Source organism: Cohnella terricola (assembly GCF_007786475.1).
GTDB classification, from domain to species: Bacteria; Bacillota; Bacilli; order Paenibacillales; family Paenibacillaceae; genus Cohnella; species Cohnella terricola.
The window spans coordinates 389,092-410,828 of sequence record NZ_VNJJ01000003.1 but is presented as its reverse complement, the minus strand read 5'-3'; the positions used below and the strand labels follow the sequence as shown (position 1 = coordinate 410,828).

Below are 21,737 nucleotides of genomic sequence, written 5' to 3'. Positions count from 1 at the left end.
CGACTTTACGAGGTGAACTCAGATGAGGATTACTTTTCTCGGCACCGGAGATTCAATGGGGACGCCTAGAGTGTACTGCGATTGTGGGGTTTGCGAGGAAGCGCGGACGGATGGAAACAACTTGAGGCTCCGTTCCTCGTTGCTGCTCGAAATAGATAACGAGCTTCCACTCCTGTTGGACTGCGGGCCGGATTGGCGCGCGCAGATGGAGTCGATGGGGATACGGAGCATGCCTCAGGCACTTTTGACGCATGCTCACTTCGACCATATCGGGGGGGTGACGGAGTGGGCGGACGCTTGCCGATGGAGAGAGGAGAAGGGGCGTATATACGCTCCGCAGGAGGTTCTGGGGGAAGTGCGGACTCGCTTCCCATGGATCGAGAGTCAACTGACGATGTTCGGTAACGACGAAGGCATGGAATACGGGGATTGGTGGATTAAACCGTGGCGCGTGAACCATGGCAAGAACGGTTATTCCTATGCCTATCGTTTCGAGAATAAAGAGAGCGGCGCGAATTGGGCGTATTGTTCGGACGCGATTAATTTGTCCGAAGCCCAGAAAGCGCCGCTTGCCGGATTAGAACTGCTCGTGTTGGGGACAAGCTTCGCGGCCGAGCCTTATCCGATGGACACACGATCCGTCTACGATATGAGAGAAGGAGTGCTCCTTGTTGGGGAGACGAGGCCGGAGCGGGTTTTATTTACTCATCTGTCCCATGATATCGACGTTCGTCTCGATTACGGGTTGCCATCTCACGTAAAGCTTGCCACGACCGGCATGCAGGTCGTTGTCTAATCCCTGCTTCGGATAACGAGTAGAAGGCCGTCTCTTATCGAGATCATGCCCTCGGATGCTTCGAGCACGTTGCTGATTCCAAGTGACCACCCTAGCTTCAGTACCGCGTCCGTAAGCGGGTAACGAAAACCTTGAAGTGTTATGCCGGTGACTTCCGGGGTAAGCGGCAGCAACGAAACGAATGGAAAAATAGGATTCGCTTCCAGCCAGAGTTGTCCGGAACAGAGGCGAATATCGTTATGTTCGTCGATGATAGTCAGCTCGCAACCTTGTTCGTGCGCTTGCCGCAACAGATGCACATTGCCGAGCGAATGATCGAAGCGGGTTCCCAATGCGCCGAACAGAACGATTTCCTTGAATCCTCTGGAGACGGCTTCGCGCAGCGCAAGCTCGGTATCCGTCCAGTCTTTGTCGAACGCGTCGCAAGAGAGCAATTGCAGGGCGTTCGCCGAGATCTGGCTCATTTCGGCGTCGGAGACGGAATCGAAGTCTCCTAAAGCCAGATGGGGAATTCGTCCGTGGCGAACAAGAAATTCGGCACCGCGGTCGGCTCCGATCAGGAAGTCGCCGGCGGACAACCCTTCCAGCGCCCAAGGTCCCAAGCGGCCTCCGGTAAATATGACGGCGCGAGTATAAACGGAAGTTGACGTAGACATGAAGTAAATGATCCTTTTCTTTTGGTTTTTCTATCATTATACCGTATCTTACACGTTGCGGAATAATCGACCTACCCGTTACAATGAGGAGCGGATACGACATTTTTCGCTCGTTGATTGAACGAAGCGCGGGGGAGAACTTCAGTTGGACTGGGACGTGTTCTATTTTTTTAGCGTGATCGGTACGATAGCTTTTGCGGTCAGTGGTGCGATCGTAGCGATGGAGGAAGAGTACGATATATTAGGCGTGTTCGTGCTCGGATTGGTAACCGCCTTCGGTGGCGGAGTCATTCGTAACTTGTTGATCGGAGTGCCGGTGACGATGCTGTGGAGCCAAGGATTCTTATTGAAGACGGCTGTCATCGCCATTTTGATTGTATTTATTCTGCCGCTGCCCTGGATTCGTCATTGGAAAAAAAGCGAAGCATTCTTCGATGCGATCGGACTCTCGGCGTTCGCGATCCAAGGGGCGCTCTACGCGGTTCAAGAGAAACTACCTATTAGCGCCGTTATGGTCGCGGCAATGCTGACGGGAATTGGCGGCGGGATGGTTCGCGATATTATGGCGGGGCGCAAGCCGCTCGTTTTGAGAGATGAGATATACGCCGTATGGGCAATCGGAGCGGGCTTCGCGGTCGGGATCGCCAATCTTCAGAAACCGTGGCAGTTGCTCTTGCTATTCGTGTTTGTCGTCCTTTTTAGAATGTTATCGGTTTATTATAAATGGAAGCTGCCGCGGCGTTCGTTGCAAAGCGGCTTAGGAGGTTAACATGAGTTATTCCGTATTGTTCGTTTGTCTAGGAAATATATGCCGCTCTCCGATGGCGGAAGCAGTTTTCCGCGATCTAGTCGGCAAAGCGGGGTTGTCCGGGAAGATTAGCATCGATTCGGCCGGAACGGGCGACTGGCATATCGGCAAGCCTCCTCATGAAGGAACGCGCGAGCTGTTGGACCGGTATTCGATTTCTTACGAAGGCATGAAGGCGAGGCAACTGTCGACTCGCGACGGAGGCGACTTTGATCTCATCGTGGCGATGGATACGAAGAACGAGCAGGACATCCGGGAGAAGCTCGGAGCGAATTCCCGGGCCAAGGTGATCCGTTTCCTATCCCTGCTGCCGGAGAAAGGCATCGACGACGTCCCCGACCCGTACTATACCGGCAACTTCGACGAAGTGTACGAGCTCGTGAAGGCAGGCTGCGAGAAGCTACTCTCGCGGATTAAAGAAGAGCTGTAAGAGGACGAGCCGGTCGGCAGATCGGGAGTAATCCCGGCGCGAGTTGCTCGATTATTTCGAGCAATTCCCGGGGGTGGCCTGTCGTGGCGCGAGTATAGGTCATTAATGTGCCTTGGTAGACGAAGTTCGGTGTGTATTGAGAATGGAGGCCATTAAAGTAACTTGGTTGGTGGAGTTCCGGTGCATGGAGCGAATGAAGGCCATTAAAGTACCTTGGTTGGTGGAGTTCCGTGCGTGGAGCGAATGAAGGCCATTAAAGTATCTTGGTTTGCGTAGTTTCGGAGCGTGATGTGGTAAAAAGGCAGGTTTCGCCGAACTAAAACCACCCAAACCCCGCATCGCGCCGTCTAATCGGTTTCGCCGAACTAAAACCACCCAATCTCCGAATCACACCGTCTAATCAGGTTTCGCCGAACTACAACCGCCAAAAGCCCCGCATCGCGCCATCTAATCAGGTTTCGCCGAACTAAAACTACCAAAAGCCCCGGACCGCACCGTCTAATCAGGTTTCGCCGAACTACAACCACCAAAGCCCCGTATCGCGCCGTCTAATCAGGTTTCGCCGAACTAAAACCACCAAAGCCCCGAACCACGCCGTCTAATCAGGATTCGCCGAACTAAAACTACCAAAAACCCCGCATCGCGCCGTCTAATCAGGTTTCGCCGATCAAGAAAGCGGCGCAGGAATCGCTTCCCTAACGCCGCCTTATTTTCAGCCTTATATCCTGTCCTGTACAGGGCCGAGGAAAGCCCCTAGCGCTTCGGGAAGCACCTGTTGCCAGAATCCCCATTTATGTTCTCCGTCTTTTTCCGTATAACGCACGATTGCGCCTTTTTCCTCCAACAACTGAACCGCGTCGCGGTTTAATGCCACAAAGTCGAACGTACCGCGATCCGTCGCATATTCCCGCTCTTGGAGACCGACGATCATCCACAATTTTAAGTATTCTAACGACGCCGCTTGACGGATCTGTTCCATGTAAGGACCGTAATAGGCGCCAGACAGAGAGAGGATCCGGCTGAACATATCGGGATAGGCGATAGCCAGCGACAACGAGACCGCTCCGCCGAGCGAATCGCCTGCAAGCAATCTTTGCTCCGGAACGTCGCGCACGGGATAGTGGGATTCTACCCAAGGGATGAGTTCCTCCGCGAAGAAACGGGTATACAGTGAATAACGTTCTCCGTCGGGTGCATATTCCGAAGTGCGCAACTTCACGTTGACGTCGACGCCAACTACGATAAACGGCTCCCAATCTTCTTCCAGAATAAGTCTCTGGGCATGGGTCGCGATTCGACCGAAATTAAAAAATTCTTCTCCGTCCTGGCAATAAACGACAGGATAACTGATCCATTGCTGAAAACCGGGGGGCAAATACACTCTGACTGTTCGACTTCCTTCGGGCAATAAAACGCTGGGTACTTCATGCTTATGAATCGTTCTTTTGAATAACGGATTGTCGCTCATGGTGACAAACCTCCTTGATAGGTATGGGAAATCACAGGCAAGGGAAAACCAAAAGAAGACTTTTAACGATAGAGTGTACTATACTGTTACATAAAATTATAATTCCTGTTATATGAACATGATAAGGGCAAAAGCTTTATAAAATAAGGATTTTTCGAGTTTTTCTTTGACCAAATCACTTGTACAGGGATATAATAATTCTATAACAGAAAGCCCTCTTCCACAATTACAGATGAGGTGAACCTAATGAGCCAAGTATCCACGGAATCTCCGGTGAAGAACACCGGTGCATTGTCGCACGAAGTTAAGTCAGAAGATATTGCTCCATTGCAGGTATTGTCGCCGGAAGGCGAAATCGTCAATCTGGAGCGCATGCCCAAACTGTCAGACGACCAATTGAAAGAAATTATGTATCGCATGGTGTTCACGCGCACTTGGGACGATCGCGCGGTTAATCTGGGCCGCCAAGGCCGCCTCGGCTTCTACGCTCCGGTATCCGGACAAGAAGCGACGATGGTCGGCAGCGAGTACGCCTTGACGAAAGAAGATTTCGTTTGCCCGGGTTATCGCGACATGCCGCAGCTCGTATGGCACGGCCTGCCTTTGTATCAAGCTTTCTTGTATTCCCGCGGGCATCAGCATGGCGGACAAATTCCAGAAGGCGTAAACGTTCTGATGCCGCAGATCATCATCGGCGCGCAAATCCTGCATGCCACCGGAATCGGAATGGGCTTTAAGTTAAAAGGCGAGAAACGCGTTGCCATTACCTACACGGGCGACGGCGGTTCTTCCGAGGGCGATTTCTACGAAGGTCTTAATTTCGCCGGCGCGTTTAAGCTCCCGGTCATTTATTTCGTGCAAAACAACGGTTATGCGATTACGACGCCTTACGCGAAGCAAACGGGAGCCCAATCCATCGCGCACAAAGCGCTGGCAGCCGGCATCCGCGGTTTGCAAGTAGACGGAATGGACGTGCTTGCGGTCATTTCTGCCGTGCAGGAAGCTGCCGAAATCGGCCGCAACGGCGGCGGAGCGACGCTGATCGAAGGTCTGACTTACCGCTTCCGTCCTCACTCGATGGCGGACGACGCGACGAAATACCGGTCCAAGGAAGAAGAGCAAGAGTGGAGCCTGAGAGATCCGCTCGTGCGTTTCGGTAAGTTCCTCGAGAAAAAAGGACTGTGGACCGAAGAAGATACGGCGCGCGTGAAAGAAGAAGCGAAAGCAGCGGTAAACGAACATATCAAAAAAGCCGAGCAAACGGAGAAAATGACCGTGGCCGGATTGATCGATTCGATGTTCGAGCAAACTCCGCCGCACCTCGAAGAGCAAAAGGCGGATTTTCAATAACACGCTAACAGCCAGATCGGTTGTAATCATAATGACGGGGGAGTATACAGCATGGCGCAAATGACAATGATTGACGCAATTCGAGACGCGATGCGGGTCGAGCTTGCTCGCGATCCGAACGTGCTCGTATTCGGTGAAGACGTCGGCCACGTAGGCGGCGTATTCCGCGCGACGGAAGGACTGCAGAAGGAATTCGGCGAACAACGGGTATTCGACACGCCCTTGGCCGAATCTGCGATCGGCGGTCTCGCGGTCGGTCTCGGAATTCAAGGTTTCCGTCCGATTGCGGAAATTCAATTCGTAGGCTTTATCTATGAAGCGTTGGATCAAATGTTCATACAAGCAGCCCGCATGCGTTACCGCTCGGGCGGACGTTATAACGCTCCGATCGTATTCCGCACGCCTTTCGGCGGCGGCGTTAAAGCGGCCGAGCTTCATACCGACTCGCTTGAAGGACTGGCGATCCAGACTCCGGGCATCAAGGTGATCGTGCCTTCCAATCCTTACGATGCGAAAGGATTGCTGATCTCCGCGATTCGCGACAACGATCCGGTCTTCTTCATGGAGCATCTTAACTTGTACCGCGCATTCCGCGCGGAAGTGCCGGAAGGCGAATATACCGTGCCGATCGGCAAAGCGAACATCGTGCGCGAAGGTAAAGACATTACGATTATCGCTTACGGTTTGATGGTTCACACGGCAATGAAAGCGGCCGAAGAGCTGGAGAAAAACGGCGTATCCGCGGAAGTCATCGACTTGCGCACGCTGCTGCCGCTCGATATCGACACGATCGTCGCGTCGATCCAGAAAACGAATCGCGCGATCGTCGTTCAGGAAGCGCAGAAAACTTCCGGAGCGGCCGCGGAAATCATCGCGCAAATCAACGAGAAGGCGATCCTGCATCTGGAAGCGCCGGTACTTCGTTGCGCAGGGCCGGATACGGTGTACCCATTCGCGCAGATCGAAGACGCATGGCTTCCGACTGCGGCGCGTATCGTGAAAACCGCCAATCAAGTGCTACAGTTCTAATCTGAAAAATTCGGGGTCCCTGAAAAGTAATCGGAATAGGCTGAGAAGCGTCGTGTCACTTTTTGGGGTGAGATAAGGAGGGTTCCAGATGGCGAGATTTGAATATCGGTTCCCGGAGCTCGGCGAAGGAATGCACGAAGGCGAAATCGTCAAAGTGCATATCGCACCGGGACAGACGGTAACGGACGATGATATTATTATGGAAGTACAGAACGACAAGGCGATTGTCGAAGTGCCTTGCCCGGTTAACGGCAAAGTCACGGAAGTGCTGGCCAAAGACGGACAAGTTATGCGCGTCGGCGAGATCGTCGCGATCATCGAAGCGGAAGGCGAATTGCCGGATCAAGTTCCGGCTGCAGAAGGCCACGGACATGCTGCGGCCGACAACAGCGCGACCGGCGGAGCGGATACGAAAGGCGAGCCTGCGCAGCAACCTGCGGCGGCAGCCGAACCGGCTCCTGCGGCAAGCGCGCCTGCCGCGCCTGCAACCAGCCAGGTGCTGGCTACGCCAAGCGTTCGCAAGCTCGCTCGCGAGAAAGGCGTAACGATCTCGGCGATCGCGGGCAGCGGAAAGAACGGCCGCATTACTCGCGAGGACGTATTGGCATTCGCAAGCGGCGGTGCACCGACAGCGGCAGCCGAAACTTCCGCAAATGCTCCTGTTTCCGCAGCTCCTGCAGCAGCTTCTTCGGCTCCGCAAGCCGTTGCAAGCGGTCAGGGCGTGGAAGAGCGCGTACCGTTCAAGGGTATCCGCAAAGCGATCGCGAACGCAATGGTCAAATCCGTCTATACGGCTCCGCACGTCACGCTGATGGACGAAGTCGATGTCAGCGGACTTGTCGCGCTGCGCACGAAAGCTAAACCGGTTGCCGAGAAAAAAGGCGTCAAGCTGACGTACTTGCCGTTCATCGTGAAGGCGCTCGTCGCAGCGTGCCGCGAGTTCCCGGCACTGAACGCGATGATCGACGAAACTGCCAACGAAATCGTGTACAAGAAATACTACAATATCGGAATTGCTACGGACACGGATAACGGCTTGCTCGTGCCGGTCGTCTTCGACGCCGACCGCAAGAACATCTGGTCTATCGCTAACGAGATTCGCGATCTGGCAACTCGCGGACGCGACGGCAAATTGGGCGCGAACGAGCTCAAAGGCAGCACAATCTCGATTACGAATATCGGTTCCGCAGGCGGCATGTTCTTCACGCCTGTTATCAACTTCCCTGAAGTCGCCATCCTGGGAACGGGACGTATCTCCGAGAAAGCCGTCGTCAAAAACGGCGAGATCGTTGCCGCTCCGGTAATGGCATTATCCTTGAGCTTTGACCATCGCATCATCGACGGCGCTACGGCGCAAAATTTCTTAAACTACATCAAGCAGTTGCTTAACGATCCGGAACTGCTTGTCATGGAGGTGTAATTCATGGTCGTAGGAGATGCTTCCCTAGACATTGATTTGCTTGTTATTGGTGCGGGTCCCGGCGGATACGTCGCGGCCATTCGCGCGGCTCAACTGGGCCAAAAGGTCATTGTCGCGGACAAAGCCACCGTCGGCGGCGTCTGCTTAAACGTAGGTTGTATTCCGTCTAAGGCGCTGATTAATTCTGCTCACCACTTCGAGTCCATGCAACACGCGGCGGCTTACGGCTTGTCCGCGGATAACGTAAGCGTAGACTTCGGCAAAGTTCAGGAGTACAAAGGCTCCGTCGTGAATAAAATGACAAGCGGCGTCGAGATGCTGCTGAAGGCAAACAAGGTGCAAATCTTCAAGGGCGAAGTCATGTTCATCAACGAGAACGAAGCCCGCTTGTTCAACGACCAGGAAGCGCCTCGCTACCGCTTCAAGAACTGCATCATCGCGACCGGCTCCCGTCCGATCGAGTTGAAGCCGTTCCCGTTCGGCGGACGTATTCTGTCTTCGACAGAAGCGCTCTCGCTGCCGGAAGTTCCGAAGAGCCTCGTCGTCATCGGCGGCGGCTACATCGGCATCGAGCTCGGCCAAATGTACTCGAAATTCGGAACGAAAGTGACCGTGCTCGAAGGCGCGGATACGATTCTTCCGGGCTTCGACAAAGACATGAGCCAGCTCGTCGTTAAGAAGCTGAAAAAAGCGAACGTGGAAATCGTCAACGGCGCGCTGGCTAAGAGCGCGGAACAAACCGATAAAGACGTTACCGTGACGTACGAAGTCGGAGGGGAGCAGAAGTCGGTAACCGCCGATTACTTGCTCGTTACCGTCGGACGTCGTCCGAATACGGACGGAGAGCTCGGACTCGACCTGATCGGCGTCAAAGTGAACGAACGCGGTCTGATCGAAGTTGACGACCAATGCCGTACGAACATTAAACATATTTACGCGATCGGCGATATCGTTCCGGGCGCAGCTCTCGCTCACAAAGCTTCTTACGAAGCGAAGGTTGCAGCGGAAGCGATCGCGGGATTGCCGTCCAAAGTGGACTATAAGTGCATTCCGGCCGTTGCTTTCTCCGATCCTGAATGCGCAAGCGTAGGCTACACGGAGAAAGAAGCGAAAGAAAAAGGCTACAACGCCAAGAGCAGCAAATTCCCGTTCGGCGGCAATGGCCGTGCGGTAACGCTGAACGGCGCGGACGGCTTCATGAAGCTGATCCACGACGCGGACACGGGTCTTGTGCTCGGCGCGCAAATCGCCGGCGTAGAAGCATCCAACATGATCGCTGAGCTTGGACTAGCGATCGAGATGGGCGCGACGATCGAAGATATCGCGCTGACGATCCACGCGCACCCGACGCTTGGCGAAATCACGATGGATGCCGCGGAACTCGCGATGGGTCACCCGATTCATACGCTTGCTCCTAAATCCTAATTCGCCGAAAGCCAAAAACCTTTATGAGATCTTCGCGGCCTTGCGCCGCGGAGTACCTTCATAAAGGTTTATTTCTTTACAAGGGTTTAATCGTCGCACAAGAGCCGCTTCAAAAGTGAATATATTTGTTATGACATAAACGGACTCAAATCCAGATAAAAGGAGTTGTCGCGTATGAACGAAGCGGCAAGACCGATGAGCCGATCGCGCTCGATCATGACGGAGCTTGTATTTCCAACAGATACGAATCATCACGGCACGATGTTCGGCGGAACCCTCATGAAAGACATAGACAAGATCTCCGCGATATCCGCAATGCGTCACTGTGGTCGACCCGTCGTTACAGCTTCCACGGACAGCCTCGATTTTCTGGCGCCGATTCGGCTTGGGGAAGCCGTCGAGCTTGAGGCGTTCGTGACGTGGACGCATCGCAGCTCCATGGAGGTGTACGTCGTCGTCAGATCGGAAAATTTGTTTTCGGGTGACAGAAGGGTCACTTGTACGGCTTTCTCCACGTTCGTCGCCGTCGACGAGAATGGAAGGCCCGTGCCCGTCCCGCCCGTCATTCCGGAGAACGACGCCGAACGGAAACTGTACGACAGCGCCCCTGAACGTTACGAGCAGCGTAAGAAGCGGCGTTCGCAGCGGTATTCCTCGCCAGAATAACAAGTTTACCTTAAATAATAGAATGCTATATTTGCGGAAATCAGGTTATAATTATTTAAATTAGCGTTCGTATGTGGCGAAGGCGGCAAGAAATGAACGGGAGGCTTCGGCATGAGTCATAGTGAACATTCATATCTAAATTTGCTCAAAGATGTACTAAACAACGGCGTAAAGAAAGAAGACAGAACCGGCACGGGAACGATTTCCGTTTTCGGTTATCAAATGAGGTTTAATCTGAACGAAGGGTTCCCGCTGCTGACCACCAAAAGAGTTCCGCTCAAATTGATTACAAGCGAATTGATTTGGTTTATTAATGGGGATACCAACATTCGCTATTTGCTTCAGCACAATAACAACATTTGGAACGAGTGGGCCTTCAAGAAATGGGTCGAGAGCCCAGACTACGCAGGACCCGACATGACCAATTTCGGTCTTCGTTCTCAGCAGGACGAAGCGTTTAATCTGCTTTATCTCGAACAGGAAGCCATTTTTAAGAAACGAATTCTTGAAGACGATGATTTTGCAAAAGAATTCGGGGACTTAGGAAACGTGTACGGCAAGCAGTGGAGAAGGTGGCAGACTTCTCAAGGCGAAATTATCGATCAACTGAAAAACGTGATCGAACAAATCAAAACGAACCCGGATTCAAGGCGCTTGCTGGTTACGGCTTGGTCCCCGGAAGACGTAACGCCGCAAAGATCCGCCTTGCCGCCTTGTCATACGCTTTTCCAATTTTACGTTGCGGATAATAAACTATCTTGCCAGCTTTATCAAAGAAGCGGAGATATCTTCCTGGGCATCCCGTTTAATATTGCGAGCTATTCTTTATTGACTCATATGATCGCTAAGGAATGCGGGTTAGGCGTAGGGGATTTCGTCCATACCATTGGCGATGCCCATATTTATCTCAATCATCTTGAACAAATCGAAATGCAGTTGAGCCGCGAAGTAAGACCGCTTCCGAGACTGAAAATCAACCCTGACGTTCAATCGATATTCGACTATAAGGTCGAAGATATTGGCGTTGAGGATTACGCGCCTCAACCTGCGATTAAAGCTCCGGTGGCGGTGTAAAGGAAAGTTCGACTGCATAAAATAAAACGAAAGTAGGAATGCGGCCATGACCGTTACGCTGATCGCCGCCGTCGCCTCGAACGGAGTAATAGGCAAAGATAACGATTTGATATGGCGGCTTCCCGCCGATATGCAATATTTTAAGAAGCATACGCTTGGCAAAATCGTTCTCATGGGACGCAAAACATTCGAATCGCTTGGGCGTCCGTTGAAGGATCGGACGAATGTCGTGTTGTCCAGAACGCTGGAGGAAGCGCCGGAAGGCTGCGAGCTGGTTCGATCAATTCCCGAAGCGCTGGAACGTTACGGCCGGGACGAGCTCATGGTCATCGGCGGCGCGGAAATCTATAAGCAAACGCTGGAGTTTGCGGACCGGCTGCAGTTGACGGAAATCGACCAAGCTTTCGAAGGCGACACTTATTTCCCGAACTTCGACCGAAAACAGTGGAAACAGGTCTCCCGGGAAGAGGGGCAATTGGACGAAAAAAATCGACTTCCTCACGCTTTTTGCATATACGAAAGGGCAACCATCGAATAGTACAAACAATGCTACGGATTATCCATTCTGAATAGCGGATACTTTTGTTAGGATGATCTATCATCGATATCGAAATGATGCAAAGACGTCGCTGACAAGATACCGACAGATGGAGGGTGGCAAAATGTCTACACCTACGGGATTTATGGAATATAAGCGCGAGTTGCCGGACGATCGCGATCCAGTTGCGCGTATCCGGGATTGGAAGGAATTCCACCGCATGTTCTCCGAAGAGCAGCTGCGTACGCAAGGCGCGAGGTGCATGGACTGCGGTACGCCTTATTGCCATACCGGGATGGAGCTGGCGGGGAATGCTTCGGGGTGCCCGATCAATAATCTGATTCCCGAATGGAACAACCTCGTGTATCGCGGACTTTGGAAGGAAGCGTACGAGCGGCTGGCCAAAACGAACAACTTCCCGGAATTCACCGGGAGAGTCTGTCCCGCGCCTTGCGAGGGCTCGTGCACGGTCGGATTAATCGGCGATCCCGTTACAATTAAGACGATCGAGCAGGCGATCATCGATAAAGCTTTCGAAGAAGGCTGGGTCGTGCCGCAGCCGCCGAAGGCGCGCACGGGCAAACAAGTCGCAGTCGTCGGCTCCGGTCCGGCCGGACTCGCGACGGCCGCCCAATTAAACAAGGCCGGGCATACTGTTACGGTCTATGAGCGTGCGGATCGCGTAGGCGGGCTGCTGATGTACGGCATACCGACGATGAAGCTCGAGAAGGAGATCGTACAGCGCCGCGTAGATCTGCTCGCCGAAGAGGGCGTGAAATTCGTGGTGAACACGGAGATCGGCAAAGACATTACCTCGAAGGAGCTGCTTGAGAGATTCGATGCGGTCGTTCTTTGCGGAGGTTCGACGAAAGCCCGACCGATCGGCAACGTGGAAGGCCATGAGCTTAAAGGCATTCATCAGGCGATGGATTACTTGAACAGCACAATCAAGAGTTATCTCGATAACGGACTGCAAGAGGGGACTTATATTTCCGCCAAGGGCAAGAACGTCATCGTTATCGGCGGCGGAGACACCGGAACGGATTGCGTAGCCACTGCGCTGCGCCACGGCTGCGCGAGCGTCACGCAATTCGGCACGCATGCGAAAGCGCCGCTGGAACGCGATAACTTGAACAATCCGTGGCCGGAGTTCCCGAACGTGTACACCCTCGATTACGCTCACGAGGAAGCAAAAGCGCTGTTTGGAGAGGACCCTCGCGCGTTCTCCGTATTGACGAAGAAATTCGTCGGAGATGAGAACGGCAACGTGAAGGAGCTGCACACAGTGCAAATACGCCGATACGTGGACGAACAAGGGCGCAAGATCTACGAGGAAATCCCGGGTACGGAGAAAATATGGCCCGCCGATCTCGTGCTCGTCGCGGTAGGCTTCGAGGGTCCCGAGCGCACGATCATTGACCAAATGGGATTGGAGACGGACCGCCGCTCCAATGTCAAAGCACCGTACGGCAAATATACGACCAATGTGAATAAGGTGTTCGCAGCGGGAGATATGAGACGGGGACAAAGTCTGATCGTGTGGGCGATTAACGAAGGCCGCGAGGCGGCTCGCGAAGTCGACAAATATCTGATGGGAAGCACGTTGCTCCCTTGATGAATTTGGGTTAATGTAGAGAGGTCGTTCCGATCGGCGGAACGGCCTCTTTGTCTTAAGAATGACGTTGTAGTTGCGAAAGGAGAATGAAGCATGATTCGATACGGCGACGAATCGTGGTCTGAATTGCGATTCGAAAGCTTCGAATATGAGGCCGAACGAAGGGATGGACAGTGGGTAGATGTCATGCTTAGGGCGAAGGTGGCCGACGAGACGCCGCTTCCGTCCGACCTGATCGACTTTTCGATTATGGCAATCTGCACTCATCAAGGCCATCCGATTCAGCTTGTCACGATGGACGAGGGCTGCGACTGCGAATATCAGTTGACCGAATGGGAGAAAGATCAGATTCAAGCATTTATTCTTACCGACGAGGTCAGAACTGCGATTATAACCGAAGCGAACCGAGTCGAAGTTTAACGGAGCGGCTAGGCTTTTCCCGTTTGCCGTCTTCCCTTGGTTCCTAGGACAGGGCTTCCCCCAAATCTTTCCTGTATGTTACACTGATGAGGAATGTTTCGGGAATGGGGGGGCGAGCTCATGGACGGAGCGGCATTGTTGTCACCGTCGGATATTACGACGATCCGCAGATACGTACAGACGAAATACGCTCCGCTTCCTGACGGTCGGCGGGCCGAGATTGTCGCCGACGCCATTCGCCGAACGCTTGAACGGAGATTGCCGAGTATCCCGGATGAGTTGAAGGGGCGCATGGTGGATCAATTAATTACTAGATGTCTGATCGGTGAGCGGAGGGACGTTCTCCCGGAAGACGTGATCGACCTGTTCTCGGAGATTGCGGATGACGAGATGGTTGACAAGGAACAGTTGCTCGATCCGATTATGCAGTGGGCGAACGCCCGGACGCCCGGACGTTGGAGTCCGGAACAGCTCGCATCAAGGCTGGAGAGAAGGCACGCGAACGCATCGGCGGCTATCGTCCAGATCGTACCCGCGGAAGAGGATCTGCAGATCGATCGTACCCCGACATCGCCAGAATGGTTGTTAACTGCTCGCGGCAAGCTGCGGAGATTGGCTTCTCCCGTCACGGCCATTGCGCTGGCGGCGGTGTTCGCAATCGGTGTCGGGGGGACGATATTCTCGATGTCGTTGAATCGATCGGCCGCTCAAGATGAAGCCGCAGTTGTCGAACCGCCTGTTGTCGTCAGCATTCCGGAGCCTTCGCCTGATATCGGAATGCCTGATTTTCTCAAATATGCCGACATTGACGCGGCCTCCTTAATCGCTTATTTGAATAGCCGAGATTCCTTATTGGCGGACGAGCCTTATTTCGGGGCGATTATGGACAACGCCCGCAAATACGATATTCATCCGCTGCTTTTATTCGCGATTACCGGACAGGAACAAGGGTTCGTCCCCCGGACGGGCAAAGACGCCAAATTAATTGCCAACAATCCTTTTAACGTTGGACATAGCTGGATGGAGTACAACACCGATATCGACAATTCCACCGGTATTGCTTCCAGGCTGATCATCAAGCTTGCCCAGAGCCGCCCGGAAGGCCATGATCCGTTCGTATGGTTCAACAAAACGTATGCGGAAGATCCTTTGTGGTCGGAAGGGGTTCGCAAGATTTTCAATAAATTAAGCGGTTTGACCGCAAACGAGATAAAACGCTAAGCCCCCTGCACGGGTGGTCTTAGCGTTTTTTTTGCCGAGAGATAGCTTCTACCAAAAGTTGTTGAGCGCGATCAACACCAGAATAATGCCGCTGAACAGCGTACCGAATTGCCCTAACGTAAAAGGTCCCACGCGAACGTTGGCCGCTTTGCCGCCTATCCACACTCCGAACCATACAGTCAGGAAACTTCCGAGCGCGGCGGTCAAGGATATCGAAAACGGCGACAATCCGAGAAGCCCTGCGCTTAACCCGTTGGTCAACGCATTCGCGGACAAGGCCGCTCCCAGAATTATGGCTTCGACAATGCCGATGTCTTGCGATCCGTCCAGATCGACGCTCTCCGGGTTTCGCAAAACCCCGGCCAGGCCTTTGGAAGCTTGGGGAGCAGCAGCTACAGATCGTTGTCTTGGAGCCGCGAGCAAAATGATTCGAACTCCGATGACCAGTAATATGATCGTGCTGAGAAAGACGGGAAGCAAGCCCGGAAGCACGGAAGACAGCCACTTCCCAAAGACGATGCCCCCGTAACTGAATAGAAGACAAACAGCCGCGATGATCAAATTTGCCGAGGTCCCTATTTTGATCCCCCGGATACCGTAGGAGATACCTACGCCAAGATTATCGAGACTGGACGATATCGCGAATCCCAAGATCAACAACCATAACATCTATCGACACCTCATCGTGATGGTTTTGCTTATAACGTATGAAGTGTTGAGAAAACCGTGTCAGTCCCATAAAAATACTCAACAGATATCATCCGGGCAACTGCGCGGACAAAATAAATTTATCAACGTGATCGCATATTCTGTATTATGAGAAATGCAGAGGAGGGGAGTCGGGTGGAAACGTTCGAGTCGTCGCGGAAAAGGTCAATCGGAGAGTTAATTAAAGATCATATACAGAAGAATTCGCTATCGATGCGAAAGCTCGCCAATCTCTGCGGCATCGACGTCGCGACCGTCTCCCGCATCGTCAATGGCAAGCAGCAACCTAAGCTTTATCATTTGCAGTTGTTTTCGCGGCATTTGAACATTCCATTGGATAAGCTGATCGAAACTTCGGGGGAAGAGGCTGAGGTTGGGCGGTCGGAAGGCGATGATAGGATGTTCGATGCATTGGATAAAATGCTGGAAACTTTCGGCGATGACCGCTGGGCCGATTCCCGATCGACGAGAGCGCGTATCGAACAGGAGCTGGCCAAGTGCGAACAATATGCGAAAACCGAAGAAGGGCATCGATTGATTCGTCAGGAATTCGATGCCAAGATCGCCCAATTAAACGGAGCAGGGCCTTTTATCGAGCGATTGAAAAGAATGTACGGCCGATACTGCGACAATAGTGCCACGGAAGACGAACGGGCGTTGCTTGGAAGCGCACTGCTCTATTTTATCTTATCGGTCGATATCATTCCCGATTATATATTTCCGATCGGTTACGTGGATGACGCGATCGCCGTGAATATCGTCACGAGCCGATTGAATGCGCAGGGACATTCGGCCTGACGTGGATATGAAAAGCCGGGCAGCTGCACGCAGCTAGCCCGGCTTATTGTCGGTTATCGGAAAAAGGTTCATTTTAACCGGATTCTTTCATCAGGTTCTCGTCGAGATAACGATGAATGGCCGGCGGTACTTGAGGAAGCTCGCTTAACGTTAGCAATGCTCCGCTCGGCTTGGCGTCGATAGGAATGACGTTATACGTCCATTCGGTTTCTTTCTTCAGGTAGACGGCGTTAATGCCGCAATTCAGGGCGGGAACAACGTCGGTCCGTATTGAATTGCCGATCATCCACGTATTCGCGCGGTCGAATCGTCCGCTCTCGAGAATTTGCTCCAGAGCATCGGTATTTTTATGCTGTCTGATGTAGATCCGATCCTCAAAATATCGCTGCAGCTGCATGCTTTCGATTTTCCGCGATTGGATCGCGGCATCTCCGCCGGTATATAGATGAAGCTCGTGGCCTTGCTCGGCTAGAAACTCCAACGTCTCGTCCATCAGCGGATAAGGTTCCACTTCCATCTCGTACACGCTGTTGCCAAGTTTCCATAAGGCATCCTCTTCCAATGGGGAGCCGGGGCGTCCGGTTGAGTGTTGATAGAAGCGGTACGTGTCGATGAGCGATTGCGGGAAATGCTCGCTTTGGAAACCGACCACGTGAACGCCGGCGATATCGATCTCGATTTGTTTGGCCGCGACTTCGTCTCGGGAGACGCCGCGTGGGCCGAACCAAGAAACCATGAGATCGGCGAAGCGATCTAGCACATGGTGGAAATACTTATGGCAATAGACTAACGTGTCGTCCAGATCGAAAAGTATCGATTGGTTCATCTTGTTCTCTGCTCCTAACTTCCATGCGAATCCGACAACGATCCGATAAAGAAGGACAATCAATCACGCATGTCGGCTTGCTGCACTTTTTATGTCTTTTTTTCATTATGGCGCGTGAAAACGGGTTTGTAAATGCGCGGAAATAGGAAAAATATAAAGAAACCCTTCGTTGCCGAAGGGTAAGAGAGTTGGAGGTGAGAGCATATGGCGAAAACGAATAGCCAAAGAACGGGCGAACAAGGCGCCCACTCCCGATCCAAAGAGCAAGAAGAGAACGTCCAAATCAACAAAATGAAACGGTATCCCCCGAGCTTAAACGGAATTAACAAAAACCTGCCATGAAGAGCAATAAGCCCAGGGATGGTTCTATGCGTACTTTGTGATCTTCTCGGCTAAATCCCGCTTAATGAGCCGTATGCGTTGCCGGACATAGAAGTCGTAACTGCCCCCGCTCAGCTCGCGGGGGCTTAATGTATTGCCCGTGTCATTATCCGTGATGACGAGTTTCCCGTCGCCGTAAAATTTGAAAGTTAAGTCTCGAGACGGTCTGGAGCCTCTGGGAGGTTCCAAGTAACGGAGATGTTCGCAATTCACCATCCATTATCCCACCTATAGAAACATAATTTAGAACACATGTTCTTGTTTTGATTATAGCAAACATTTGTTCGTATGGCAAGGGATGGCATAATGCCTTACACTAAGGTTTATATTGGACTGAAGGGGCAGGGCAGCGATGATCGTAATTTCTGGATTAACACGTAAAATACCTGATGGAAAAACGATATTGGATAACGTAAACGCTCGCTTGGAACCCGGCACGTTCATTGCGGTCGTCGGTTCGAGCGGGAGCGGCAAGTCGGCTCTGCTTAAAGCGCTCGCGCTGAAGGAAGCATGGACTTCCGGCGAATATAAAGTGGACGGCAAAGATTTGATGCAAGCCGGATTTATGGACAAGATGCGTTTCCGGAGACAGGTTGCTTATTTGGAGCAGAAACCGATTCTGTACGAGAAGAAGTCGGCACTTAAGAACGTTCTGATCGGTGCCGCGGAGCAAACTCCGATCTGGCGAAGGTTAACCGGTATGGTACGCAGCGACGATCATATGGGTGCGATGGATATGCTGGAGCATGTCGGATTGATGGAGAGGGCGCAGCAGCCTGTCGAGAAGATGAGCGGAGGCGAACGTCAACGGATCGCGATCGCGCGGTCGTTGGTGCATGGCGCAAGGCTCGTGCTCGCGGACGAGCCGGTATCCGGACTAGATCCGCATACTTCGGAAGAGATGATGGGAACGCTGAAGAAGCTGTGCCATGAGAAAGGAACGACAATCGTTGCCGCGCTGCACCGCACGGAATTGGCGGAGAAATTCGCCGATGAGATCTGGGGGATGCAGGACGGCCGACTGATTATCGATATCAAGGGAAGAAGGTTAACCGCTTCCGAGAAGCTTAGGCTGACTTAGGCGAAGAAGCCGCCTCTTGCGAAGCGGCGTCTACGGCATGCATGAACGGCGATCGATCGGCGCGCGAAGCGCCAAGCGGATCAAGTGGAAGGATCGGTATTGTTGCCGGGATTCGAGTCGTTTGCCAATTCATGCAGGGAAGAGATTTTACCGTGCGGCTGCCGGTTTTGTTTTCGGCTTTTCCACGCGCTTTCTCTCCGGCGTTTGGACGTAGTCATCCCTTTTCCACCTTTCGTCAGTTGATGCTTGCCTTATTATCGTGGCGATCGCCGAGCAACCTTATTCACTTGCGAGGCGGGGACCGAAAGAATCGAACAACTCGCCCCGCGCCGTGACTAATCATGGGAATAGCTCGAAAGAATCGAACAACTCGCGTCGTACCTGGACTAATCATGGGAATAGCTCGAAAGAATCGAACAACTCGCGTCGTACCTGGACTAATCATGGAAATAGCTCGAAAGAATCGAACAACTCGCGTCGTACCTGGACTAATCATGGAAATAGCTCGAAAGAATCGAACAACTCGCGCCGTACCTGGACTAATTATGGGAATAGCTCGAAAGAATCGAACAACTCGCGTCGTGCCGTGACTAATCACGGGAATAGCTCGAAAGAATCGAACAACTCGCGTCGTGCCGTGACTAATCACGGGAATAGCTCGAAAGAATCGAACAACTCGCGTCGTGCCTGGACTAATCATGGGAATAGCTCGAAAGAATCGAACAACTCGCGATGTGACGAATCTAACCATTAATCTCTTGCGTCGTTAAATTAAGGAAAGTCCATTTCGAAAAGGAAAGCGGAGTGCCCATTTGGGGCGCTCCGTTTTTTAGTGTCGGCGGAAAGCTGAACTTTCGGACGGGGAGTAAGCACCTTTCAAGGAACAAAACGCGGCAAATAGACAACTAAAAGCAATGCGCTCGCATCGCTTTCATATACTGGAATTGGGGAGGGGATAGAAGATGAACACGGCTCAGCGTTTGGGTTACGGTAAAGACGAGAAACTGCTGATTGTCAACGCGGACGACTTCGGGCTATGCGACAGCGCGAACGAGACCATCGTCGGATTGCTCTCGGAGCAAGTCATCAGCTCCACGACGATCATGATGAATTGCTCTTGGTCCGCGGACGCAGCCAAGCGGATTCGGCTCACCGTCCCGAGCGCGGACGTCGGCGTTCACTGGACGTTAACGAGCGAATGGCCCGGTTATAAATGGGGACCGCTATGCCGATCCCGGCCGATAAGCACGTTAACCGTCGCAGGCGGTTGGTTTCCGGCGACCGTCGGCGAGTTGGAGCGGCGGGCCGATCCCGAAGAGGTGCGGCACGAGCTGATCGCTCAGACGGAAGCCGCGATCGCTTCCGGCTTGACGCTCACCCATGCGGACAATCATATGGGAAGCTTATATGGCTTTCATACCGGTCAAGACTTGCTATCGATCGTATTCGACATTTGCGCACGTTACGGGTTGCCATTCAGACTGCCCCGCAAGCTGGTTCCCGTCGGAGGGAGGACGATTCCGTCGGAATTGGACGAACGCGCGCGAAAGCGGGTACGCCAAGCCGACGATCGCGGTATCGTACTTCCGGATTACGTCTCAGGTCCGGAATACGGCCTGAACGAAGGGGGGACTTACGAGTCGGTCAAAGAGGAAGGGATTCGGCTGATCCGCAATCTGCTCCCGGGCGTGACGGAATGGATCTCCCATCCGGCGCGGGCGACGGCTGAGCTTCGCGCATTTCACGGCCAACCGGACAAAAGGCAGATGGAGGCCGCGTTCTGGAGGGATAAAGAGATCAGATCGATCTTGGCTGCCGAACGGGTACGATTGATCGGGTGGAAGGATCTTCAACGCTTGCAGGCGAGTTTATCCGCGTGAAAAGGCAACATTTGCCGGATTTTCACAATCGAGGCAGGATTTCTTGATTAAATCACGAAATAATTAATGTTTGTATATTGTAAATTTTCTGAATGTTCCTTCACATGACGCGAAAGGGGATTGCAGAAAAACATGGTAATGTTGCCCAAGGTTAACGAGCTCGGTTTTTTTGAAATTCGGCTAGAATCGATAGGCGGATTAGGCGCGAATCTGGCTGGCAAGATGCTTGCGGAAGCTGGAGTGATGGGTGCCGGATTAAACGGCGTAAGCTTCAGCTCTTACGGGTCGGAGAAAAAGGGCTCCGCGGTTAAAGCCCATATCCGGTTCTGCGACATCGACACGCGGATTCGGGATACGTCGCCGGTGGAACGGCCGCACGTGATCGGCGTGTTCCATGAGAACCTGTCGAAGACGATCAACGTCATCTCCGGTATGCACGAGGACAGCATCGTGCTGGTCAACTCGCGCAAGACGCCGGAGCAGCTCAAGAGCCAATTGAAGTTGAAAGCCGGCATTATTGCCGTCGTCGACGCGACGGGCATCGCGCTGCAGGAGAACAATCGGGTCAACATGGCCATGATCGGCGGCCTGTTCCGGCTCTGCGATTTCCTGGATGCGGAATTCATGAAGGGCGTCATTCGCAAGTCTTTGGAGAAAAAATACCCTGCAGCCGTCCAACCGGCGCTCGACACGTTCCAGCGCGGATACGACGAAGTAAAATTCCAGACGTTCCTGCTGGATGAGGGGGACGCGATGCCGAGTTTTGTCCGGATGGACACGCCGGTACTTGGATACGAGACGCAGCCGCTCGGCGGGCTCATCACGAATCCGGGCAACAGCATCCTGAAGGATCTAAGCATCTCGCGAGCAGGCAAAATGCCTCACTTCGCCGACGACAAGTGCATACACTGCGCAGCGTGCGACAACGTCTGTCCCGATTTCTGCTTCGTCTGGGAGGAACAGCCGGATAAGAAGGGACGACCGCAAATGTTCCTGCAAGGTATCGATTACCAGTATTGCAAAGGCTGTCTGAAATGCGTGCAAGCATGCCCGACGGAAGCGCTCTCTTCCGAATTGGAGGAAGACGGCTACGCGGACGAACACCGCGTGGCTCACAAGTTCCATTTGGCCATTTAAAAGAGATAGC

General features: G+C 52.9%; 24 protein-coding genes. 18 read left to right on the top strand and 6 right to left on the bottom strand.

All coding sequences use genetic code 11. The features are described 5' to 3' along the window. Positions 1–22: 22 nt before the first annotated feature. Positions 23–796 carry an MBL fold metallo-hydrolase gene (locus FPZ45_RS07545; protein ID WP_144699985.1) on the top strand — a complete coding sequence of 258 codons (774 nt, stop codon included), beginning with the start codon at positions 23–25 and terminating at the stop codon, positions 794–796. Here FPZ45_RS07545 and FPZ45_RS07540 read toward each other — a convergent pair. Next, positions 793–1,452, bottom strand: a complete 660-nt coding sequence (locus FPZ45_RS07540) for a thiamine diphosphokinase (protein WP_144699984.1) — start codon at positions 1,450–1,452, stop codon at positions 793–795. The two genes, FPZ45_RS07545 and FPZ45_RS07540, sit on opposite strands and share 4 nt — an antisense overlap. 145 nt (positions 1,453–1,597) lie before the next feature. On the opposite strand from FPZ45_RS07540, the gene FPZ45_RS07535 reads away from it, so the two are divergent. Beyond that, positions 1,598–2,221 (top strand): trimeric intracellular cation channel family protein, encoded by a 624-nt coding sequence (locus FPZ45_RS07535; protein WP_144699983.1) that lies wholly within the window; start codon positions 1,598–1,600, stop codon positions 2,219–2,221. Position 2,222: 1 nt separating this feature from the next. Beyond that, on the top strand, positions 2,223–2,690 hold the full coding sequence (locus FPZ45_RS07530) for a low molecular weight protein-tyrosine-phosphatase (protein WP_144699982.1): 468 nt from the start codon (positions 2,223–2,225) through the stop codon (positions 2,688–2,690). Positions 2,691–3,408: 718 nt separating this feature from the next. Here the strand turns inward: FPZ45_RS07530 and FPZ45_RS07525 are convergent. Then, positions 3,409–4,158, bottom strand: a complete 750-nt coding sequence (locus FPZ45_RS07525) for an alpha/beta hydrolase (protein WP_144699981.1) — start codon at positions 4,156–4,158, stop codon at positions 3,409–3,411. Positions 4,159–4,404: 246 nt separating this feature from the next. Here FPZ45_RS07525 and pdhA point away from each other — a divergent pair, with 246 nt between their 5' ends. From pdhA to FPZ45_RS07475, 10 genes are all read left to right on the top strand, one after another. Next, positions 4,405–5,508, top strand: a complete 1,104-nt coding sequence (pdhA, locus tag FPZ45_RS07520) for a pyruvate dehydrogenase (acetyl-transferring) E1 component subunit alpha (RefSeq protein WP_144699980.1) — start codon at positions 4,405–4,407, stop codon at positions 5,506–5,508. A gap of 51 nt (positions 5,509–5,559) precedes the next feature. After that, positions 5,560–6,537: an alpha-ketoacid dehydrogenase subunit beta gene (locus FPZ45_RS07515; protein WP_144699979.1), complete on the top strand. Its 978-nt coding sequence runs from the start codon at positions 5,560–5,562 to the stop codon at positions 6,535–6,537. Between the two features lie 88 nt (positions 6,538–6,625). Next, positions 6,626–7,957, top strand: coding sequence for a dihydrolipoamide acetyltransferase family protein (locus FPZ45_RS07510; protein ID WP_144699978.1), 1,332 nt, complete (start codon positions 6,626–6,628; stop codon positions 7,955–7,957). Between the two features lie 3 nt (positions 7,958–7,960). Next, complete coding sequence (lpdA, locus tag FPZ45_RS07505; protein ID WP_144699977.1) at positions 7,961–9,382, top strand: dihydrolipoyl dehydrogenase; 1,422 nt, start codon at positions 7,961–7,963, stop codon at positions 9,380–9,382. 174 nt (positions 9,383–9,556) lie between these two features. Beyond that, complete coding sequence (locus FPZ45_RS07500) at positions 9,557–10,048, top strand: acyl-CoA thioesterase (protein ID WP_144699976.1); 492 nt, start codon at positions 9,557–9,559, stop codon at positions 10,046–10,048. Positions 10,049–10,159: 111 nt separating this feature from the next. After that, positions 10,160–11,122, top strand: coding sequence for a thymidylate synthase (locus tag FPZ45_RS07495; protein ID WP_144699975.1), 963 nt, complete (start codon positions 10,160–10,162; stop codon positions 11,120–11,122). 46 nt (positions 11,123–11,168) lie between these two features. Further along, positions 11,169–11,660, top strand: coding sequence for a dihydrofolate reductase (locus tag FPZ45_RS07490; protein ID WP_144699974.1), 492 nt, complete (start codon positions 11,169–11,171; stop codon positions 11,658–11,660). Between the two features lie 124 nt (positions 11,661–11,784). Then, positions 11,785–13,275 carry a glutamate synthase subunit beta gene (locus FPZ45_RS07485; RefSeq protein WP_144699973.1) on the top strand — a complete coding sequence of 497 codons (1,491 nt, stop codon included), beginning with the start codon at positions 11,785–11,787 and terminating at the stop codon, positions 13,273–13,275. A gap of 93 nt (positions 13,276–13,368) precedes the next feature. Beyond that, a complete protein-coding gene (locus FPZ45_RS07480; protein ID WP_144699972.1) occupies positions 13,369–13,695 on the top strand; it encodes a hypothetical protein in 327 nt (108 codons plus the stop codon). Positions 13,696–13,815: 120 nt separating this feature from the next. Beyond that, the gene (locus tag FPZ45_RS07475) at positions 13,816–14,916 is read left to right on the top strand and encodes a hypothetical protein (RefSeq protein ID WP_144699971.1); all 1,101 of its coding nucleotides are present in this window, start codon (positions 13,816–13,818) and stop codon (positions 14,914–14,916) included. A 48-nt stretch (positions 14,917–14,964) separates the two neighbouring features. Here FPZ45_RS07475 and ytaF read toward each other — a convergent pair whose 3' ends face one another. Then, entirely contained in the window at positions 14,965–15,585 is a 621-nt protein-coding gene (gene ytaF / locus FPZ45_RS07470; protein WP_144699970.1) for a sporulation membrane protein YtaF, read from the bottom strand. A 174-nt stretch (positions 15,586–15,759) separates the two neighbouring features. Between ytaF and FPZ45_RS07465 the strand changes: the two genes are divergently transcribed. Next, positions 15,760–16,422 carry a DUF1232 domain-containing protein gene (locus FPZ45_RS07465; protein WP_246120355.1) on the top strand — a complete coding sequence of 221 codons (663 nt, stop codon included), beginning with the start codon at positions 15,760–15,762 and terminating at the stop codon, positions 16,420–16,422. 73 nt (positions 16,423–16,495) lie between these two features. Here FPZ45_RS07465 and FPZ45_RS07460 read toward each other — a convergent pair whose 3' ends face one another. Next, positions 16,496–17,248: an HAD family hydrolase gene (locus tag FPZ45_RS07460; RefSeq protein ID WP_144699968.1), complete on the bottom strand. Its 753-nt coding sequence runs from the start codon at positions 17,246–17,248 to the stop codon at positions 16,496–16,498. Between the two features lie 204 nt (positions 17,249–17,452). Here FPZ45_RS07460 and FPZ45_RS25245 point away from each other — a divergent pair, with 204 nt between their 5' ends. Beyond that, positions 17,453–17,590: a hypothetical protein gene (locus FPZ45_RS25245; RefSeq protein WP_186438272.1), complete on the top strand. Its 138-nt coding sequence runs from the start codon at positions 17,453–17,455 to the stop codon at positions 17,588–17,590. A 24-nt stretch (positions 17,591–17,614) separates the two neighbouring features. Here FPZ45_RS25245 and FPZ45_RS07455 read toward each other — a convergent pair whose 3' ends face one another. Further along, positions 17,615–17,845 (bottom strand): hypothetical protein, encoded by a 231-nt coding sequence (locus FPZ45_RS07455; protein WP_144699967.1) that lies wholly within the window; start codon positions 17,843–17,845, stop codon positions 17,615–17,617. 136 nt (positions 17,846–17,981) lie between these two features. Here FPZ45_RS07455 and FPZ45_RS07450 point away from each other — a divergent pair, with 136 nt between their 5' ends. After that, the gene (locus FPZ45_RS07450) at positions 17,982–18,710 is read left to right on the top strand and encodes a phosphonate ABC transporter ATP-binding protein (RefSeq protein ID WP_144699966.1); all 729 of its coding nucleotides are present in this window, start codon (positions 17,982–17,984) and stop codon (positions 18,708–18,710) included. Between the two features lie 80 nt (positions 18,711–18,790). Here the strand turns inward: FPZ45_RS07450 and FPZ45_RS25240 are convergent, their stop codons facing one another. Beyond that, positions 18,791–18,928, bottom strand: coding sequence for a DUF6254 family protein (locus FPZ45_RS25240; RefSeq protein WP_186438271.1), 138 nt, complete (start codon positions 18,926–18,928; stop codon positions 18,791–18,793). A 744-nt stretch (positions 18,929–19,672) separates the two neighbouring features. Here FPZ45_RS25240 and FPZ45_RS07445 point away from each other — a divergent pair. Together FPZ45_RS07445 and FPZ45_RS07440 are read left to right on the top strand one after the other, a co-directional pair. Continuing rightward, positions 19,673–20,590, top strand: a complete 918-nt coding sequence (locus FPZ45_RS07445; RefSeq protein WP_144699965.1) for a polysaccharide deacetylase family protein — start codon at positions 19,673–19,675, stop codon at positions 20,588–20,590. Between the two features lie 132 nt (positions 20,591–20,722). Beyond that, positions 20,723–21,727 carry a 2-oxoacid:acceptor oxidoreductase family protein gene (locus FPZ45_RS07440; RefSeq protein WP_144699964.1) on the top strand — a complete coding sequence of 335 codons (1,005 nt, stop codon included), beginning with the start codon at positions 20,723–20,725 and terminating at the stop codon, positions 21,725–21,727. Positions 21,728–21,737 lie beyond the last annotated feature (10 nt).

Coding starts and splice junctions, on each gene's coding strand:
- FPZ45_RS07545 (WP_144699985.1), top strand. CDS start 23: ATGAGGATTACTTTTCTCGGCACCGGAGATTCAATGGGGACGCCTAGA.
- FPZ45_RS07540 (WP_144699984.1), bottom strand. CDS start 1,452: ATGTCTACGTCAACTTCCGTTTATACTCGCGCCGTCATATTTACCGGA.
- FPZ45_RS07530 (WP_144699982.1), top strand. CDS start 2,223: ATGAGTTATTCCGTATTGTTCGTTTGTCTAGGAAATATATGCCGCTCT.
- FPZ45_RS07525 (WP_144699981.1), bottom strand. CDS start 4,158: ATGAGCGACAATCCGTTATTCAAAAGAACGATTCATAAGCATGAAGTA.
- pdhA (WP_144699980.1), top strand. CDS start 4,405: ATGAGCCAAGTATCCACGGAATCTCCGGTGAAGAACACCGGTGCATTG.
- FPZ45_RS07515 (WP_144699979.1), top strand. CDS start 5,560: ATGGCGCAAATGACAATGATTGACGCAATTCGAGACGCGATGCGGGTC.
- FPZ45_RS07510 (WP_144699978.1), top strand. CDS start 6,626: ATGGCGAGATTTGAATATCGGTTCCCGGAGCTCGGCGAAGGAATGCAC.
- lpdA (WP_144699977.1), top strand. CDS start 7,961: ATGGTCGTAGGAGATGCTTCCCTAGACATTGATTTGCTTGTTATTGGT.
- FPZ45_RS07500 (WP_144699976.1), top strand. CDS start 9,557: ATGAACGAAGCGGCAAGACCGATGAGCCGATCGCGCTCGATCATGACG.
- FPZ45_RS07495 (WP_144699975.1), top strand. CDS start 10,160: ATGAGTCATAGTGAACATTCATATCTAAATTTGCTCAAAGATGTACTA.
- FPZ45_RS07490 (WP_144699974.1), top strand. CDS start 11,169: ATGACCGTTACGCTGATCGCCGCCGTCGCCTCGAACGGAGTAATAGGC.
- FPZ45_RS07485 (WP_144699973.1), top strand. CDS start 11,785: ATGTCTACACCTACGGGATTTATGGAATATAAGCGCGAGTTGCCGGAC.
- FPZ45_RS07480 (WP_144699972.1), top strand. CDS start 13,369: ATGATTCGATACGGCGACGAATCGTGGTCTGAATTGCGATTCGAAAGC.
- FPZ45_RS07475 (WP_144699971.1), top strand. CDS start 13,816: ATGGACGGAGCGGCATTGTTGTCACCGTCGGATATTACGACGATCCGC.
- ytaF (WP_144699970.1), bottom strand. CDS start 15,585: ATGTTATGGTTGTTGATCTTGGGATTCGCGATATCGTCCAGTCTCGAT.
- FPZ45_RS07460 (WP_144699968.1), bottom strand. CDS start 17,248: ATGAACCAATCGATACTTTTCGATCTGGACGACACGTTAGTCTATTGC.
- FPZ45_RS25245 (WP_186438272.1), top strand. CDS start 17,453: ATGGCGAAAACGAATAGCCAAAGAACGGGCGAACAAGGCGCCCACTCC.
- FPZ45_RS07455 (WP_144699967.1), bottom strand. CDS start 17,845: ATGGTGAATTGCGAACATCTCCGTTACTTGGAACCTCCCAGAGGCTCC.
- FPZ45_RS07450 (WP_144699966.1), top strand. CDS start 17,982: ATGATCGTAATTTCTGGATTAACACGTAAAATACCTGATGGAAAAACG.
- FPZ45_RS25240 (WP_186438271.1), bottom strand. CDS start 18,928: ATGACTACGTCCAAACGCCGGAGAGAAAGCGCGTGGAAAAGCCGAAAA.
- FPZ45_RS07445 (WP_144699965.1), top strand. CDS start 19,673: ATGAACACGGCTCAGCGTTTGGGTTACGGTAAAGACGAGAAACTGCTG.
- FPZ45_RS07440 (WP_144699964.1), top strand. CDS start 20,723: ATGGTAATGTTGCCCAAGGTTAACGAGCTCGGTTTTTTTGAAATTCGG.